This is a genomic window from Tunturiibacter gelidiferens (assembly GCF_014201335.1).
GTDB classification, from domain to species: Bacteria; Acidobacteriota; Terriglobia; order Terriglobales; family Acidobacteriaceae; genus Edaphobacter; species Edaphobacter lichenicola_E.
Map to the genome: position 1 here is coordinate 94,147 of NZ_JACHEB010000008.1, position 17,386 is coordinate 111,532.

A 17,386-nucleotide genomic window follows, 5' to 3' on the forward strand; every position below is an offset into this window, starting at 1 on the left:
TTTTCCATGGAGAGACGGAATGACCATCCTGACTCGACTCGCATCTCTGATCCTGATCTCCAGCTCACTCATCTCGACTGTCCATGTCGCCGCGCAAACCACCCCGACCGACCTAGACAAATCCATCGATCTCTCCGTTGGAAGTCACGTCAAGGTCGAACATCTCCTCACCGACCTTCAGCGATCCGTCGCCCAGCACAATCCCGCCGCCGTCGCCACCCTCGTCCATTACCCCATCAAGGTCAATCCCGGCAAACACCCAATCACCATTAAAACCCCAAAGGCTTTCATCAAGGACTACGACAGCATCATCACACACGACATCTCTGACGTGATCCTTAAGCAGAAATATGAAGCTCTCTTCGTCAACTCTCAGGGCGTTATGCTCGGTGACGGTGAAGTCTGGATCACCGGATTTTGCCTCGACAAAAATTGCAAAAACTCTGACATAAAAATCGGCACCATCCAGGACACAAAAAACCTCAAACCATAGCGGCACCTGCTAAAAAAGAAACATGCCCATCACCCCAGGCCCCGAAGATGCACTCTTGGTCATCGACGTCCAGAACGATTTCATGCCAGGTGGCGCATTACCGATCACAGACGGCGACGCCGTAGTCCCCATCATCAACGCCCTCGCAAAAAAGTTCGACCACGTCATCCTCACTCAGGACTGGCACCCACACCAACACATATCCTTCTCCACCACCCACGATAAGCAGCCCTACGAGATCATCAACGCCCCATACGGCTCTCAGACTCTCTGGCCCGAACACGTCCTGCAACACACCGAAGGCGCAGCCTTCCACCCAGCCCTCCACATCCCCCACGCCGAGCTCGTTCTCCGAAAAGGCTTCCGCCGCCATATCGACAGCTACTCCGCGTTCCTCGAAAACGACCACACGACTACAACAGGACTCGCCGGCTACCTTCGCGAACGCAATCTCTCCCGCCTGTTTCTCTGCGGCCTTGCTTATGACTTCTGCGTCCGCTACTCCGCCCTTGATGGCAAGACCCTGGGCTTCGAGACCATCGTGATCGAAGACGCCACTCGCTCCGTCGATTTACCTGGCTCGGTCAGCGCAACAAACGCAGTCTTCGCACAAGAGAATATTTCGCGCATTCAATCCATAGAACTACTGGTCCGCTAAATCAGTTGGTTTAATCCCCTGAAGCCCCAACTCCTCGGCCCGCGCCTGCATAGCCCTCAGGCAATTTCCCAGGTGCTCATCCACGCTTAGCCCCAGCAACTCCGCCCCGCCTATGATGTCCTCTCGCAACACCGCTCGCGCGAACGCCTTATCCTTCATCTTCTTCTTCACTCCCGCAACCTCTACGTCGTGAATCGACTTGGAAGGCTTCACCAGCGCACAGGCCGTCAGAAAGCCCGCAAGCTCATCGCAAGCAAACAGGGCCTTATCGAGATGCGACTCCCGTGGCGTTCCTGAGTAATCCGCATGTGCCAAAATCGCATGCAGCACATCCTCAGGCCATCCCAACTCGCGCAAATGATTCACACCAACAAACGGATGCTCCGCCAAAGTCGGATGCCGTTCATAGTCCATATCGTGCAATAGTCCCGCACTCGCATATCTTTCTACAAACGCAGACGCGTCTTCACCCGCCAGCCCCAGCCGCGAGGCCTCCATCACTCCATACGCCTCGGTACATACCGATACCGACAACCCATGCTTCCGCAGGCTCTCTCCCTTGGTCCATTCCTCAAGTAACGCCACCGCGTGCGTCCTTCTAAAGCCATCGCTCATTCTGAAAACTCCTCTTCCCAATCTAACGCCGACGCCTATCCGCTCCCGGGTGAGGAAGCAAGTTACCACTTTGGTTCCTTTCCGGTTTTTTTAGGTTTTTGTGGATTTGTCTGCGGTTTTTTTGTTGACTCACCCGAGTCCCAGTGTCAATCTAGGCACATCATATGTTCCGTTATCGGACATGTGCTGGGTCCTTGCTCTGGGTCCCTTCGCAACAACAAAACTTATGGCAACCATGATGGCACCTGTCGAACAGCGTGAGGTACTGCGTTGCGACCACTGTAGTTTGGTGCAGTTTAGGACAGCGAATGCGCTGTGCCGCCGCTGCCACAAATGCTTAGAGGTCGAAGAGCCCGAACCGGCTCCGGCACCATTGGCGCTGGTTCCCCCACCCACAACCCAAGAAGGCGGCCTGCAAGTAGCCCACGCTGTTCGCGACCTGCGCCATGTGCGCAATCTCTCGCAGCGCCAGCTCGCAGCTCGTATGGGAGTGCCACGCACCTACATCTCAAAGATCGAGAACGGAAAGGCAATGCCGACCCTGTCTTCTCTGGATCGTCTCGCACGTGCCCTTCAGGTTGACATCTCCGCTCTGCTGCGCGACTCCAACACTCGCCATCGCGACGAGACGGCGGTCCTCATGACCGATCCCTTCCTCGCCGAGATCGCGATGTACACCTCGCAGCTCGATGATCTACAACGTTCCATCTTCCTCAATCACGTTCGCGAACTAGCTGCCGGACGTCGTCGTACGGCCTAACTCCGGTTGGCTCGTAACAACCTCCAGGGAGAGTAGCACTGCCATGGTGCTGCTCTCCTCTCCGCTCGATCTTCTTTCTCAGTCGATCCGTGAGTTGTCTGCGTCGGCATCACTTTTATCCAGGCGTCAGTAAGAATACCGCCTCGCCTTGCGGACGTTCTACTCCGTCTTCAATTCAGAAGGCCGCTAAACCCTCTGCAATCGATAGATGCACTGGTTCACAACCCCGCGAAAAACTTCCTGTAGGGATTCACATAATCGGCTTCGCTTTTCCAACTCTCCAAAACCGGGGCGGTGATTGCGCGCCCACCAACGGTGTGCTAGCGTCAATATCTGCGAGGTCGCTTTGCGTGCACCAACTCCCCTATCGGACTCCAGCCGCGTTCCCAACCGCAGCCATGAACTCTCTGCCGACGAGCTGAGCATCTACCGACAGCTGGATCAAGCGAAAATTCCTCAGCACGTGGCCATTATCATGGACGGCAACGGGCGCTGGGCCGGCAAACGAGCCCTCAAACGCTTTCTCGGTCACCAAAAAGGCGCTGAATCCGTCCAGTTCGTCGTGGAAACTGCCTCACGTATCAACCTGCCGTGGCTGACCCTATACGCCTTCTCGCTTGAAAACAACCTGCGCCGCCCCAAGTCCGAGGTCAGCTTCCTCATGAAGCTGCTTAGGAGCTATCTCGTCGGTAACGTCAAGCGAATGAACGATAACAACGTCCGCATGGCGTACATCGGTCGTACCCACGACTTGCCCCAAGAGGTTCAGGACACCATGCAGTGGGCCTCGGAATCCACCGCAAAAAACACCGGCACCACCCTCACCCTGGCCCTCAACTACGGTGCTCGCTCCGAGATCGTAGACGCCGTCCGCTCCCTCCTCACCGACCTCACCACCGAAGCTCACACCCGCGGTTGCTCCGTCGACGACCTTCTCGGTGCCGGCGCCCTCGAATCCCTCGACGAGTCAAGCATCGCCCGCGCACTCTACACTGCGCACATGCCCGACCCCGACCTCGTCATTCGCACCTCCGGCGAACAGCGCATCTCCAACTTCCTCCTCTGGCAGATCGCCTACTCCGAGATCTTCGTCACCGACCGTCTCTGGCCCGACTTCAACGGGCTGCATCTGCTCGAGGCCATCAACGCCTACCAGCATCGCGAACGTCGCTTTGGCGGTCTCGGCGAAAGCTTTACAGACGAAGACCTCAACAACCTGGAGCCCGCTGAAGAAGTAGCCGCCGAAATCAAGGACCACCTCATTCCGAAGCCCGACCCAAAATCCGAACTCAAGACTGAAGCAAAGGCCGACGCACTATTAACTCGCCGCTAAGATTCTGCCATCAACTTCTGTTACAGCAAGCCGCCTAGACTCGCAGGAGGCTCAGCAGCGGATTTCTGCTTCAGTGCGCGCACAAACTCTCCCAGCGCCGGGCGAATCATCTCAAACATGGGATCATTGCGCTGAATCAGCGCCACCTCGGAGAACAGCTTTAGACCAATCCCTAGCGACGCCACCGTATCGCCATCGAACGGCAGACGAGCCCTCATTCGCTCCACAATCCCCAGAATATCGTCATGGTTTGCGGCTTCAAAGGAGAGAATCTGTCCTTCAACTGGCTCTCCCTTAGCTCCCGTCAGTGCTTCAACCGTAATCTTGTAACGGTAAGAATTCATCTCAAGACCTCTCAATCTGTTTAGCCGCAGCATCGATGATGTCGGTAATCGCGTGTATCTGTTCCGTCGTCAGTGGACCTTTCTTCATCCGCAGCGCCATACGAAAGTTCTCCACCGCGCGTTCGATCTGAGGTGAACGATCACTCCCCTGCTCGCTGCGAGCCCGGTCCATCTTTGCGAAGATCGCCTCCACGGCTGTCTTGTTTTCCGCCAGTGACTTCGATCCCCCTTCTGTGATCGTATAAAGCTTTCGTGCACCGTCAGAGACCACGGTCGCATGTCCCATCTCCTCGAGCATCGTCAGCATCGGATACACCACACCCGGGCTCGGAGCATACATTCCGCCCAGTTGTTCCTGGATCGACTTGATGATCTCGTATCCATGGCTTGGCTTATCCGCAATCTGCTGCAAAATCACGTAGCGAAGGTCTCCGGCCCCGAAGAACCGCATCGGCCCTCCACGTCCGCGGCGAAAGCCATGCCTCCCTCCGTCAAAGTCTCCGAATCCGCCCCGCTGTTGATCGTCCCTATGTCTCTCACTGCGGCCTTCTTCTCTGCCGCAGCGACCTCTGTTGTAGCGTTCAAATGGTTTTCTCATATCGAAATAGTACAAAGATATATCTTGATAAGTCAAGATATTAATTAAAACAGTCTATCTCGGCCTCGATATATTCTGTTCAAGACTTCATGAAACGCATTCTGACCGCCGTAGTCCTTATCCTCGCTGTCTTTGCCTTGATCTTCTTTGGCCAGCTCTGGATGATCACGCTATTTGCCGCCATCGTCGCCGAACTGGCCGCCTATGAGTACCTCAAGCTGGCCGCAGTCGGCGCCGAGGCTCACGGAGCAACCCTCCGCATCCCCATCTGGTGGATGGCCCTCGGCACCGCCCTCGCCTTCATCGTCACCCTGCCCAACTTCCCAGTCGAAGATCAGCTTCCAGTTCTAAGCGCCCTGACCCTTGCACTCTTCGCTTGGAACGGCTTCCGCGCACCCCTCCGCCAGGTCCTTCCCGACACAGCGCAGGGACTCTTCGGGCTCATCTACATCGCCTACCCTCTCACCCTCATTCCTCTCCTTTGGAAGCAGGAAGACGGCCCTGCCCTTGTCCTCTTTTTGATGGTCTGCGTCTGGGCCGGTGACATCGCTGCCCTCTACATCGGTCGCGCCTTTGGCAAACGCAAGCTCGCTCCTCGTCTAAGTCCCGGTAAAACCTGGGTAGGTTCGATCGCCTCGATCGTTGGAAGCATGGTCGCCGCCGGCATCGTCATCGCCATCGCCGACACGCTTACTGCCCGCGGCAACACCATCCTTCACATCTCTGAACCTCTCTGGCAATCTTTCCTCCTCGCCGCAGTCCTCAACGTAGCCGCCCAGCTCGGTGACCTTCTCGAGTCCGCGATCAAGCGTGGCGCAGGCGTCAAGGACTCTGGAACCATGCTTCCGGGCCACGGCGGCATTCTCGACCGCATCGACGCCCTCCTTCTCGCCGCGCCGGTTCTCTGGTACATCCTTCTCCTCAAGGACTACTTCGGTCTGGGCCGCTTCTAGTCCCCGCCCTCAATCTGCCAGCTTCACCCCGCGAGGACGCAGGACCAGGGTCTGTTGCCTGCGCCTCAAAAGATTTTCTAGCATCGCTGCTGTGATCCTGGTTCCGTCCGGCACCTAAGGCTGCATCGCAAATATTGCTCAGCTCTTGATATCTTTTGCGCCTGTTTTGCCCTATGATTCTCGCCTCTCCACCTCTTACCTTTTTCTTAGTCGCAAACCGGCCCCTCAGACTCTTCGATCGAAATGTTAGCGAGGCATAAAATGATCCCTCTTGAAAAACCCCCCGCTTCTTGGAATCACTCCTCTTCCAAATCGAACCTCATCGAATCCGAGAGGTCTCGAACATCTTTGAAGTATTTAGCTCGGTTTGGGGCGATCCTCCTGGGGATAGCAGCGATCCTTTGTAATCCAGTCGATACTCGAGTACTGGCAAAGACAGGACAGGCAGCCGATGCAAAACAAGCGCCTGAAATCGACCCAGACGCCATGGACGCCCTCAACAAGATGGGAACGTATCTGCGCTCCCTCAAAGCGTTTCAGGTCGACTCGGAGTCTTCAAACGATGATGTTCTCGACGATGGAGAGATCATCACAGATACCAGATCGAGCACTTTGCTGGCTGTGAGTCCAAATCTTCTCCGCGCCGAGCTGAAGGGTGACGACAGAAACACCTTCCTCTTCTACGACGGAAAAAACTTTACCGTCTACGGCAAGCTCCTCAACTATTACGCCACCGTTCCAGCGCCGCCCACAACGGCCAAGTTGATTGATCAAATCTATAACGAGTACGGCATCGAAATTCCTCTGGTCGATCTATTCAAGTGGGGAAATGACGAAGCTGCCATCAAAAAGATCACCTCCGCCATAGACGTCGGCCCCAGTTCGGTCGGAGGCATCACCTGCGAACACTACGCCTTTCGTCAAGAGGGCCTCGACTGGCAGATCTGGATCCAGTTGGGAGACTTCCCGCTTCCCAAAAAGTTCGTTATCCGGACCCTTACCGACGATGCCAGGCCACAGCATACCTCTACACTCACCTGGAACCTAACCCCCTCTTATAACGACGCGACCTTCACCTTCGATCCGCCGCAAGGTGCCGAACGCATCCCACTCAAGGACCTCAACGCCGATACCACCAAGAATGCCCAGTAAAGGAGACCTATGAAGCGATCCAGTATTTTCCTCACTCTTTTCTTCGTGGCCGCTCTCGTCTTCAGCACCCATCTATCAGCGCAAAGGCGGGGTGGCGGTGGTGGAGGCTACCACGGCGGCGGTGGTGGTCATGCGACCCGCAGCACAGCCAACAGCAGCGTCAACCGCAACTACAACAACAACACCAACGTCAATCGCAACGTCAACAACAACACCAACGTCAATCGCAACTACAACAACAACGTCAACGTTAATCGCAACGTCAACGTTAACGTCAATAACAGCTACCACGGCGGTGGCTATTATGGAGGCGGCTACTACGGTGGTGGCTGCTGTTACCACCCCGTTGCTGTAGCTGCGGCCGTTACAGCCACAGCCGTTGTCACGGCTGCCGTCGTCGGTTCGATAGTTAACAGTCCACCATCAGGGTGCGTCACGACCATCGTCAACGGACTCGCTTACCAACAATGCGGCAGCACTTGGTATCAACCGCAAATGGCCGGCACCACGACAACCTACGTCGTCGTCAGCGCACCAAGATGACCAAACCAAATCTTCAAACCTGAACAGAATGATCACACTTGAAGCAAAGGGTCTCTAATGAAGAGGCCCTTTTGCTTCAGACCATCTTTCGAATCTCGCCGCTCGAACCCGCCGCACAATGACCTCGCAACATCTCCCCTCAAACTCTGCGAAAATAAAGCTTGTGAAAAAGTTAGCGATCCTAGGTTCGACCGGCTCGATCGGCAACAGCACTCTCTCTATCTGCGAATCGTTTCCTGACCGCTACCAGGTCATCTCCCTCGCCGCCGGCAACAATATCGACGCCGCATTCGCCCAATGCCTCCGCTGGCGCCCAAAGGTCATCTCCCTCGCGACAGAATCATTAGCCGAAAGCCTGATATCCCGTCTCAAAGCCGAGGGCATCACTAACATCGAAGTAGTTCACGGCACCGCGGGAAGCATCCGCGTCGCAACCCTGCCAGAGGTCAACTTCGTAGTGTCGGCAATCGTCGGTGTGGCCGGTCTCGAAGCCACCTACGCCGCTGTCTGCGCTGGAAAAACCATCGGCCTCGCCAACAAGGAGTGCCTAGTAGCCGCAGGCGAACTCATCATCGCCGCCGCGAAGCAACACAAGGTCGCTCTCCTCCCCATCGACTCAGAACACAACGCCGTCCATCAGTGTATGCGCGGAGGCGCCCCAGCCGAGGTCAAACAAATCTGGCTCACTGCCTCGGGAGGCCCTTTCCGCAACACCCCCATCGCCGAATTCGAGCACATTACTCCCCAACAAGCTCTCAAACACCCCACCTGGGTCATGGGCCAGCGCATCACCATTGACTCCGCCACCATGATGAATAAGGGCTTCGAGGTCATCGAAGCTTGCCGCCTCTTCAATCTTCCTGCCAAACAGGTCCGAACTACTATTCATCCTCAATCCACGGTCCACTCCCTGGTCGAGTTCGTCGACGGCAGCATCCTCGCCCAGATCTCCGTCACCGACATGCGGCTCCCGATCCTCTACGCGCTCGCCTACCCAGAACGCGTAGCGGTCACCGAAAAAGAATCCCTCACCTTCGACCTCACAACGCTCTCCCAATTGGACTTCTCCCCACCCGACCTCACCCGCTTCCCCTGTCTTCGCCTCGCCTACGAAGCAGTCGAAGCCGGAGGAAAAGCCTGCATAGCACTCAATGCCGCAGACGAAATCGCCGTCGCCGCCTTCCTCGAAGGACGTATCCCCTTCCTAGGCATCCCGCGTACAATAGAGACTGTGCTGCAGCTAACTTCCGGCCAATCTCCGGCGTCTATCCTCGATGTGCTTGATGCAGATCTTGTCGCGCGTGCTTGTGCGCGCGAAGTGATTGCCCGCCAGTTCACTGTCGCCCGACGGTAGCAAAACCGAAACAGCAATGAGGTCCTGACTCTCTCCATGTCGACAATCATCCAGCTTGCCATCGTCCTTGGCATCATGGTCCTAGTCCACGAATTCGGCCATTTCGCCGTCGCCAAGCTCTGCGGCATCCGCGTTGAAGTGTTCTCCATCGGCTTCGGAAAACGCCTCTTCGGCTTCCGCCGCGGCGACACCGAGTATCAGATCGCCGCCGTCCCCCTTGGCGGATACGTGAAGATGGCGGGCGAGATGGGTTTTTCCGGAAACGAACTCAGCCCCGGCAGTGTGGCACCCACCGATCCGGGCGACTTCAACGCCCATCCTCGCTGGCAGCGCATCCTCGTTGCTCTCGCCGGCCCCTTCGCCAACTTCATTCTCGCGCTCGGCCTCATGACCGGCGTCTCCATGCTCCACAATGAAGTGCAGGAGTTCATCGACGGTCCCGCACACTCCGATTACATCACCTTGAACACACCCGCGAGCCGGACCGGAATCCACAGCGGCGACACCATCGTCCATTACGACACCATCGAGAATCCCACCTGGGATCAGGTCGGCATTCGTTCTCTGCTGAATCTCAACCAGACCATCCCCTTCTCTTTCATTCACGACGGCCAACGTACGGATACCAAACTCTTCGTTGAAAACAAGGGTGCTCCCGACGATTTCTCACTCGACAACCTCGGCATCATTCCGAAGATGCAGACCACACCTGTCCAGGTCGACTCGCTTGAGCCCAGCATGCCTGCAGCCCGCGCCGGCCTCAAACCGCACGACAAGATCGTAAGCATTGACGGTCTTCAGCTGCACTCCGTTCCCGCTCTCTTGTCCTACCTTCAGGATCAGGCAGGCAAGCCCGCGTCCCTCGTCATTCAGCGCACTGCAGCGGATGGCACAGCGCAGACCCTCCCGATTCAAGTCACTCCCGAACTCGCAGAAACACCCGGCGGGCCTAAGGAAAAGGACTATCGGCTTGGTTTCGTTGCGGTGCAGCCGCCAGTCAAAGTAGAGCGATTGCCCTTTGATAAAGCCGTGGTTGCGTCGTGGCAGTTCAACAAGAAGGGATCTTTGCTGATTGTTGAGGTGCTGAAGCGGCTCTTTACGCGGCAGGTTTCGGTCAAGAGTTTGCAGAGTCCGATTGGGATTGGGCAGCAGATTCATCAGGCCGCGCAGATGCCGGGGTGGATGCCGCTGATTGGGTTGATGAGCTATATCTCGTTGAATCTGGGAATCTTTAATCTTCTGCCGATTCCGATTCTCGATGGTGGCATGATCTTATTTTTGTTGATTGAAACCATCATGCGGCGGGATGTGAACCAGCAGATCAAGGAACGGGTCTATCAGGTTGCGTTCGTCTGTTTGTTGGCGTTCTTTGCGTTCGTCATCTTCAACGATCTGACGAAACTCAATCTCTTCACGAAGCTCAAACCTTAAAAATTTCGGAAAAAAATAAGACCCCGGAGCAAGCTGAACCGTTCCGGGGTTTTATTGTTTTTGCCGGTGTTTTTTGAGGGGTGTTTTAGAAAAAGTACGTTTTCGGTGTGGCGTCTTGCTGGTGAGAACGTGGTGGAATGCGTGGTCAACGTGGTGGGAAAACCGTCATTTTTCCGGCCACGAAAAATGCGCCACAGTTCTCAACTATTTTTTGCCACCACTGGAAGCTGATCGCAGTTCTGTCACGATCTCGCTCACAGCTTTTCGCGCTTCGTCTTCTCTGTCGGGGGGGAAGCTGATCGCGCCTACGCGCGCGTGGCCACCGCCGCCATAGCGCTCGCAGATCGCAGCGAGATTCACCAGCTCTGAAGGCATCAACTTCGTCCAGGGATTCGTTCCCACCGACACCTTGGTCCGAAAGCTCGACTTGCTCAGGCCCACGTTGTAGGTCGCATCAGGGTGCAGGTAGTACGGGATGAACTTGTTGTAGCCCTCGGTCGGCTGATCTGTAATGTCGAAGGTGATCACGCCCTGATCCACTGTCGATCGCTGCTTGATCAGCTCGAGTGCCGCCCAATGCCGGTCCATTAGGGGACCGAGCAGCTCCTGCACGAATCCCTGATCCAACACATGCTGCAGGCTCATCTCAGTCAGGATCGGAATCAGTCTCTGGACCAGCGTCGGGTCCGAAGAGCTTTCGATCACCATCGTCAGCTTCATCGCTGGCTCAGCCATCTCGACTGCGGCCTTGGCGCTCTCGTATCGCGCACCGTCCACAATGTCGGCCCACTTGATCAATTCCAGCACTGGTGCAGTATCAAAACCGAAGTTGACCTGCGCGATATCTGCGATCAGGCTCGTGCACGAGATGTAGTTCGGGTTGAAGAACTTTCGCATGCGCTCAGACCCGTCGGCCTGTCCAGCCTCGAAGTGCTTCTGATCCTCGGGTGTTAAAAATGCGCTCTGGTGGTGGTCAAACCACCACGTAACCTTTGGCGAAGCAGAGTATTTGAAGTCCACAATTGCGTTCTCGCCGCTGGTGAACTCCGCCTCGTCAAAGAGCGCTCCAGCTCGATGTACGAGCCCATGATAGGAGTACGAGTCTGCCGTCTTCACGCGTTCCCGGTGAAACCGCGTAAATAACGAAGCCGAACAAGCTCCATCGAAACACTTATCGTGATAAAAGATCTTACAGTCCAAATCGGCCATCTCCCGCGCTCAACACCTTTCTCGAAGGTGTGAAGAGTCCAGCATAGCGCACCCCGCGTCTCTGGCGATTCCTGTGATTTCATGGAACTTACTCCTGGCCGGCTTCGTATACCGTCCTTACCAAGAGGATTCCTTTGCAGACCCAAACGACAGATCTACTCCCAGACCCGCCGCTCCCTCCGACCGATCAATCGCCCATTGAACATCCCTCTACGCTGCGCAACATCTTCTTTGGCGACGAAGGACTCCGCGCCGGTTGGAGCATCCTGCTCTTCGTTGCTCTCCTCGCCGCCTTTCTCTTCACGGCCAACTTCATCACGCACAAGATTCATCCTCCGAGCCACACCACTTCGCCGGATAAAACCATCCCATACTTCTTCATGTTCCTGAACGAGTCGATTCCGTTTCTGGGAGTCTGCCTCGTTACCTGGATCATGTCGAAGATCGAACGCCGCCCGATCGGGATTTACGGACTTGGAGGCTCGAGCAAGGTCCCTCACTTTATCGCTGGTCTGGCCTGGGGAATTATCTGCCTGTCGCCATTCATCTTCATCCTCTGGAAGGCCGGCTTTCTTGTCTTTGATCAGCGTCTCCTCTTCGGTACAGATATCTTTCGTTATGGCGCACAGTGGCTCGTGATGTTCTTCGTTGTTGGTTTGTTAGAGGAGTACCTCACTCGCGGCTATCTCCAATACACGCTCACTCGCGGCCTCGCTGGTCTTTTTCACTGGGTATTCAAAACACCTCACAGCAGGGCTCTAGGCTTCTGGACTTCGGCCGTCATCTTTTCGCTGCTCTTCGGATTCGCCCATGGCAGCAACCCCGGCGAGTCGCCCATCGGGCTACTCACTGCCGGCCTTGCCTCCATGATGTTCTGCCTTGTTCTGTGGCGCACTGGCTCTCTCTGGTGGGCTATCGGCTTCCACACCACGTGGGACTGGGGCCAATCCTACCTTTATGGAGTAGCTGACAGCGGCATCATGGTCCAGCACCATCTCCTTGCCACGCATCCCGTCGGCAAGCCGCTGCTGAGTGGAGGCACGACCGGCCCGGAAGGCAGCATCATCATCCTGCCAATCATTATTTTGATTGTCCTGGTGATTATCTTTACCTTACCCCGCACGCACGCAGGCTATACGCGCCTCATGGAGCGTCCCATCGAGTCCTGAGACGTCAGATATTACAAGATCGAACTAGACGATCGGCGTTCCCTGATACCGCGTCTCCGCAAGGTCTAGTTCTCGCTCCATGGTTCGGAGCACATCGTCTCCGATGCGCCCGCTGTCGCGCAGGGAGATGAGAGTGCGTCGTTCGGTCTGCAGCGCGTCTTCGAGAATGCTTCGCGATCGCGTCATGGTCTCGGTGTCGATGGTTTCGAGATCTCCATCGGCGCCTCCGCCAACGGCTGCGAGCTTATGCCTGTAGCGATGAATCAGATCATCGTACAGATGCTCGTCGCCATTTCTATCCCGCTTGCGCGCTTCTTCAAGATGATGAACAGCCGCGCGGAGTACGATTCGCCTCGCCTCTCTTTCCTCGGGGTCCATTCCTGTGTTGCCCGCCAGGCCCAGCATACGAATCAGCACGGGCAGTGTGAGGCCCTGCAGCACCAGAGTGACGAGGATTACGCAGAAGGCTAGAAACACGATCAGGTTTCTTGTTTCAGACCTTCCCGCCCCAACTATCTCCGGAACCGAAATGGCGGCTGCGAGCGCGAGCACGCCGCGCATCCCCGTCCAGCCCACGACAAAGACCTCGCGTGGCTGCATCTCCTCTACGTTATGTTTCATCCAGTGCCGCTCGACATACGCCGAAATCTTGAAGACAGGAATGACCCAGACGATTCGCAGCACGATCAACACAACGCTGAAGACGATTCCATAACAGATCAGCGTACCTCTGCCAAACTTGCCATGGATGCCATTGAGCACGTAGGGCAGTTGCAAGCCGATCAGCACAAAGACCAGGCCGTTCAGCATGAAGGTCAAGGCATCCCACGCCGCATTCACTTGCAGGCGCACTGCGGGCGAGAAGAACTCTGTGCTCTTGCGGCTCATGTAGATTCCACTCGCCACTACTGCCAGGACTCCAGATGCTTTCGCATGTTCTCCTGCGAGGTAAGCTGCGTACGGAACGACAAGACTCACCACGAGCTCGACGGGACCGTCGTCGATGAACTTTTCCAGCCAGCCGATGACAATTCCGATCAGCAGCCCGATCAGAATTCCTCCGAAGACCAGATAAAGCAGCCTCATAAAGCCGCCACCGAGGGTTGGAGTGTGGCTGCCCTGAATGATTCCGATCCCTATCTCGAGCGCGAGCAGACCGGTCGCATCGTTGAGAAGACTCTCTCCTTCGAGGATGTCGACGATGCGCCTGGGAAGGCCGATCGACTTTGCGATCGAGGTCGCGGCGATCGCATCGGTTGTCGCCACCACGGCGCCGAGCAGAAAGCCCGCCTTCCAGTCGAGCGCAGTGATGAAGTGGTCGGAGAAGAAAGCGACTCCCCACACCGTAAATCCGACCAGCCCAAATGCCAGCAGGCCAATCACGATTGCGTTGCGGCGAAACTCACGCCAGGACATTGCCCACGCGGATGCGTACAACAGCGGTGGAAGAAAGACGACGAAGACGACGTCGGGATCAAGAGGCACGCGCGGCATACGAGGCAGAAAGCTGATGATGAGCCCCGCCAGCACGAGCACGATGGGATACGGCACCTTGATCCGGCGCGCCATCGCAGCAAACCCCGCGACCAGCACAAGCAGCAGAAGGATGACCGTCTCGACGGCATGCAGACTCGATCCAACTTCCATAACACCTCCGTTTCGGGCCGGCACCGCGGTTCGACCTACATTACACACAGTGTCTCTAAAATGATGCTAAGTAAACCAAATTAATTGAGGTGCGCGGTGGTGGTTCCAGTTGCGCGCCAATCGCCGCTCACCATTTACACTTCGATCAAGCCATGAATCCGTACGAATCCATCGCCGCTGCCTCCCCGGAAGAAGCCCGGACCGCTCTAAAGGTTCGACGCAGACGGATCTTTTATCGACTTGTCGTTATTTTCACCGCGCTTGTTGTTCTTTGCGTTACAGTTGGGTTCTTTTACGGGCGTCATTGGACAAGGCAGGCCATGCGCGATGCCCTCCCCCAGATCGACGGCTCGATCTCGGTGTCCGGCATTTCGGCGCAGGTTACTGTCCAGCGTGATGCACATGGCGTTCCGCATCTTCGGGCGAGTTCGCTCGACGACCTGGTGATGGCACAGGGATACGTAACTGCACAGGATCGGCTGTGGCAGATGGACGCGCTACGCCGCCATGCTGCCGGGAACCTTGCCGAGATTCTCGGTGCACCGTTGATTCCGCACGATCGGGCACAACGCACCCTGCAGATTCGAGCCGCTGCCGACCGCGCTCTCGCGATTCTTCCTCCTGACCAACTGCATCTGCTTGAGCGCTACGCCGCCGGCGTCAATGCGTCCATTGCCACACAGAGCGCTCATCTGCCACTCGAGTTTCGGCTGCTGCGATACGAACCGGCGCCGTGGACTCCTCGGGACTCGCTTCTCATTGGCCTGGTGATGTTTCAGGACCTGACCAACAGCTTTCCGACGCAGCTGAATCGTGAGGCCCTGACTGCGCTTCTGCCTTCTCATCTTGTCGGCGACCTCTACCCCGTGGACTCGTGGCGCGATCATCCGCCTGCTCAACCTACCATCGATCTGACCGCGCCGCAGCAGGATATTCCAGATGTTCCGCTGGATGAATCGCAGACGAAGCTTCGCAAGCCGTCACTTCCGACAGCGAATCTTGACGATCTTCTTGCGCTGCACGAGACTCTCAAGAATCCGGTCTGCGAGGGCTGCTTCGCGGGCTCGAACGACTGGGTCGTCTCGGGCGCCCACACGGTCACCGGCAAGCCGCTGCTCTCGAACGACATGCACCTCGCGCACAATGTACCGGGCATCTGGTACCAGGCGGATCTTGAAGCGCCTACAGCAAATGGCGAGCTTCACGTCTCGGGAGTCTCTCTGCCTGGAGTGCCGTTTATTATCGTCGGCCACAACGCCCATGTTGCATGGGGCTTTACCAACCTTGGCGCCGAGGTGCAGGACGTTTACATCGAACACACACGCGGCAGCGGCGACACGATGGAATATCAATCTTCCGACAACGCATGGCATCCCGTGATTCATCAGCGGGAGGTGATCCACGTCAAAGGCGCGAAGGATGTTCTGCTCGACGTCCCTGCGACTCAGCACGGCGGCGTGACGACCCCTATCGTTTCGGGCATGTTTCCGAGCGAGAAGCGTAGCCTCTCTCTTCGCTGGACGATCTACGATCCGCAAAACATCACGCCGTCCTTCTACGCCGTGAACACCGCGACTGATGGCGCCAGCCTCGTCTCGGCATTCTCCACCTTCGGAGGCCCTGCACAGAACGTCGTTTACGCCGACGATCAGGGCCACATAGGCTACCACGCGGTGGGAAAGATTCCGATTCGCGGCAACATCGCCACGCCGAGCCCGATCAGCCCGGTTCCCAGCGACGCGCTCGACGGCACCGCGGAGTGGGTGGGAACCATCCCGTACGATCAGCTTCCGCGTGCGAGCGACCCGCCCAACGGCATCCTCGCCACCGCCAACTCGCGCGTGACCGGCGACGACTACCCGTACCCCATCACGCTCAACTGGGCAGCGCCCTACCGCAACGAGCGTATCTGGAAGGTCCTCACCGCACGCGCCATCGAGACCAAAGATAAACTCACCGCAGACGACATGCTCGCCCTCCAGACCGACGTCTACTCCGACGTCGATCACGTCATCGCGCAGCGCCTTGCCTACGCCATCGATCACACAAGCAAATCCGAGTTCACCACAGACAAGGTCGCGGCAAAGCGGCTCCATCAGGCTGCCGACCTGCTCCGTGACTGGAACGGCAACGTCGACGCAGATGCCGCGGCTCCCGCCATCGTCGTCGCGACTCGGGCCGCGCTGTGGCCGCTTCTGCTCGATCCCCAACTGAAGTCCCAGCCCGAAATTAAATCGGATCTCCAGCCCGGAGCCCATCGCACCGGAGCGGCTCTTTACACCTGGGGCAACAAAGCCTACGCCGAAGAGTGGCTCATCATGCACACGCCCAGTCGTTGGCTCCCCCCCGCATACCCCACCTGGGACGATCTGCTCACAGCCGCCGTTTCAAAGGCCCTCACCGACAACAATGCTCCAATCGATCTCGCCAAGTGGCGCTACGGCCAGTTCCGGCCCAGCGACATCGAGCACCCCATCTACAGCCAGTCTCACCTTCTTCAGCGCGTCCTCGGCGTGCCCACCAGCCCCGGGCTGCAACCTCAAAGTGGCGATGACGTCACGGTCAAGCAAGTAGGCCGGAGCTTTGGCCCCTCCGAGCGCTTCAGCGCCGACCTCTCCGATCTCGACCACAGCACCTTGAACCTTGTCCTCGGCGAATCGTCCAACCCTTTGAGTGCCTGGTTCATGGACCAGTGGCCCGCCTGGTATCACGGCACCACCTTCCCGCTGCCCTTCAGCCATACCGCAGTCGAGACGGCCACCACCCACACACTGACTCTCACTCCCAGATAGCGCTTCCTCGCGTCCGAAGGGGACCGGAATACCATGCTGCAGCCGGAGATGTCCCGGCAGAGTTAATTTCTTGAGCTTTCGTTCGAGGACATCCACCTCCGCCACCGCAATTTTCCCGGTCCACTCGCACTCTCCAAGCTCAATCGACACGATCTCTCCCTTCTTCAACCCGAGTACCAGCCCGCGGATCGTCGTCACCAGCCCAACGTCGAATGCAATCTCGTGAACAGTCTTGCCCCCGAGCCGCACATCCACATGCGGGTGCAGGGTGGAGTGAATCGAGTGGTCTGCAAGCACAGAGACGATCTCTGTCTCCGGGCTACCACGGCTCCGCT

Annotated in this window: 17 protein-coding genes; 11 read left to right on the plus strand and 6 right to left on the minus strand. The window is 57.1% G+C overall.

Annotation, left to right across the window (positions count from 1 at the left end; genetic code table 11):
• Positions 1-19 precede the first annotated feature (19 nt).
• Both HDF14_RS16640 and pncA read left to right on the plus strand, forming a co-directional pair.
• Positions 20-493: a hypothetical protein gene (locus HDF14_RS16640; RefSeq protein ID WP_183978816.1), complete on the plus strand. Its 474-nt coding sequence runs from the start codon at positions 20-22 to the stop codon at positions 491-493.
• A gap of 22 nt (positions 494-515) precedes the next feature.
• Positions 516-1,151, plus strand: coding sequence for a bifunctional nicotinamidase/pyrazinamidase (pncA, locus tag HDF14_RS16645; protein WP_183978818.1), 636 nt, complete (start codon positions 516-518; stop codon positions 1,149-1,151).
• Here pncA and HDF14_RS16650 read toward each other — a convergent pair.
• The gene (locus HDF14_RS16650) at positions 1,137-1,766 is read right to left on the minus strand and encodes an HD domain-containing protein (RefSeq protein WP_183978820.1); all 630 of its coding nucleotides are present in this window, start codon (positions 1,764-1,766) and stop codon (positions 1,137-1,139) included. The genes pncA and HDF14_RS16650 overlap by 15 nt on opposite strands.
• A 226-nt stretch (positions 1,767-1,992) precedes the next feature.
• Between HDF14_RS16650 and HDF14_RS16655 the strand changes: the two genes are divergently transcribed.
• Both HDF14_RS16655 and HDF14_RS16660 read left to right on the plus strand, forming a co-directional pair.
• Positions 1,993-2,526, plus strand: coding sequence for a helix-turn-helix domain-containing protein (locus tag HDF14_RS16655; RefSeq protein ID WP_183978822.1), 534 nt, complete (start codon positions 1,993-1,995; stop codon positions 2,524-2,526).
• A gap of 346 nt (positions 2,527-2,872) precedes the next feature.
• Positions 2,873-3,859 carry an isoprenyl transferase gene (locus tag HDF14_RS16660; protein WP_183978824.1) on the plus strand — a complete coding sequence of 329 codons (987 nt, stop codon included), beginning with the start codon at positions 2,873-2,875 and terminating at the stop codon, positions 3,857-3,859.
• A 20-nt stretch (positions 3,860-3,879) separates the two neighbouring features.
• On the opposite strand, the gene HDF14_RS16665 is transcribed toward HDF14_RS16660, so the two are convergent.
• From HDF14_RS16665 to HDF14_RS26095, 3 genes are read right to left on the minus strand one after another with little or no spacing between them, the layout of a single operon-like run.
• Complete coding sequence (locus HDF14_RS16665) at positions 3,880-4,203, minus strand: DUF3861 domain-containing protein (RefSeq protein WP_183978826.1); 324 nt, start codon at positions 4,201-4,203, stop codon at positions 3,880-3,882.
• A gap of 1 nt (position 4,204) precedes the next feature.
• Entirely contained in the window at positions 4,205-4,654 is a 450-nt protein-coding gene (locus HDF14_RS16670; RefSeq protein ID WP_221304734.1) for a PadR family transcriptional regulator, read from the minus strand.
• Positions 4,618-4,788: a hypothetical protein gene (locus tag HDF14_RS26095; RefSeq protein WP_221304735.1), complete on the minus strand. Its 171-nt coding sequence runs from the start codon at positions 4,786-4,788 to the stop codon at positions 4,618-4,620. Before HDF14_RS26095 ends, HDF14_RS16670 begins: the two co-directional genes overlap by 37 nt.
• Positions 4,789-4,890: 102 nt before the next feature.
• On the opposite strand from HDF14_RS26095, the gene HDF14_RS16675 reads away from it, so the two are divergent.
• The 5 genes from HDF14_RS16675 to rseP all read left to right on the plus strand — a co-directional run bounded on the left by HDF14_RS16675 (position 4,891) and on the right by rseP (position 10,234).
• Complete coding sequence (locus HDF14_RS16675; RefSeq protein WP_183978830.1) at positions 4,891-5,754, plus strand: phosphatidate cytidylyltransferase; 864 nt, start codon at positions 4,891-4,893, stop codon at positions 5,752-5,754.
• Between the two features lie 348 nt (positions 5,755-6,102).
• A complete protein-coding gene (locus HDF14_RS16680; protein ID WP_183978832.1) occupies positions 6,103-6,906 on the plus strand; it encodes a DUF2092 domain-containing protein in 804 nt (267 codons plus the stop codon).
• Positions 6,907-6,915: 9 nt separating this feature from the next.
• Positions 6,916-7,449, plus strand: a complete 534-nt coding sequence (locus HDF14_RS16685) for a hypothetical protein (RefSeq protein ID WP_183978834.1) — start codon at positions 6,916-6,918, stop codon at positions 7,447-7,449.
• A 163-nt stretch (positions 7,450-7,612) separates the two neighbouring features.
• The gene (locus tag HDF14_RS16690) at positions 7,613-8,803 is read left to right on the plus strand and encodes a 1-deoxy-D-xylulose-5-phosphate reductoisomerase (RefSeq protein ID WP_183978836.1); all 1,191 of its coding nucleotides are present in this window, start codon (positions 7,613-7,615) and stop codon (positions 8,801-8,803) included.
• Positions 8,804-8,839: 36 nt separating this feature from the next.
• On the plus strand, positions 8,840-10,234 hold the full coding sequence (gene rseP / locus HDF14_RS16695; RefSeq protein ID WP_183978838.1) for an RIP metalloprotease RseP: 1,395 nt from the start codon (positions 8,840-8,842) through the stop codon (positions 10,232-10,234).
• Positions 10,235-10,438: 204 nt separating this feature from the next.
• Here the strand turns inward: rseP and HDF14_RS16700 are convergent, their stop codons facing one another.
• Complete coding sequence (locus HDF14_RS16700; protein WP_183978839.1) at positions 10,439-11,443, minus strand: DHH family phosphoesterase; 1,005 nt, start codon at positions 11,441-11,443, stop codon at positions 10,439-10,441.
• A gap of 134 nt (positions 11,444-11,577) precedes the next feature.
• Here HDF14_RS16700 and HDF14_RS16705 point away from each other — a divergent pair, with 134 nt between their 5' ends.
• Entirely contained in the window at positions 11,578-12,612 is a 1,035-nt protein-coding gene (locus tag HDF14_RS16705) for a CPBP family intramembrane glutamic endopeptidase (RefSeq protein ID WP_183978841.1), read from the plus strand.
• A 24-nt stretch (positions 12,613-12,636) separates the two neighbouring features.
• Here the strand turns inward: HDF14_RS16705 and HDF14_RS16710 are convergent, their stop codons facing one another.
• Positions 12,637-14,259 (minus strand): Na+/H+ antiporter, encoded by a 1,623-nt coding sequence (locus tag HDF14_RS16710; protein WP_183978843.1) that lies wholly within the window; start codon positions 14,257-14,259, stop codon positions 12,637-12,639.
• 152 nt (positions 14,260-14,411) lie between these two features.
• Here HDF14_RS16710 and HDF14_RS16715 point away from each other — a divergent pair, with 152 nt between their 5' ends.
• Positions 14,412-17,051 carry a penicillin acylase family protein gene (locus HDF14_RS16715; RefSeq protein ID WP_183978845.1) on the plus strand — a complete coding sequence of 880 codons (2,640 nt, stop codon included), beginning with the start codon at positions 14,412-14,414 and terminating at the stop codon, positions 17,049-17,051.
• Positions 17,052-17,386 lie beyond the last annotated feature (335 nt).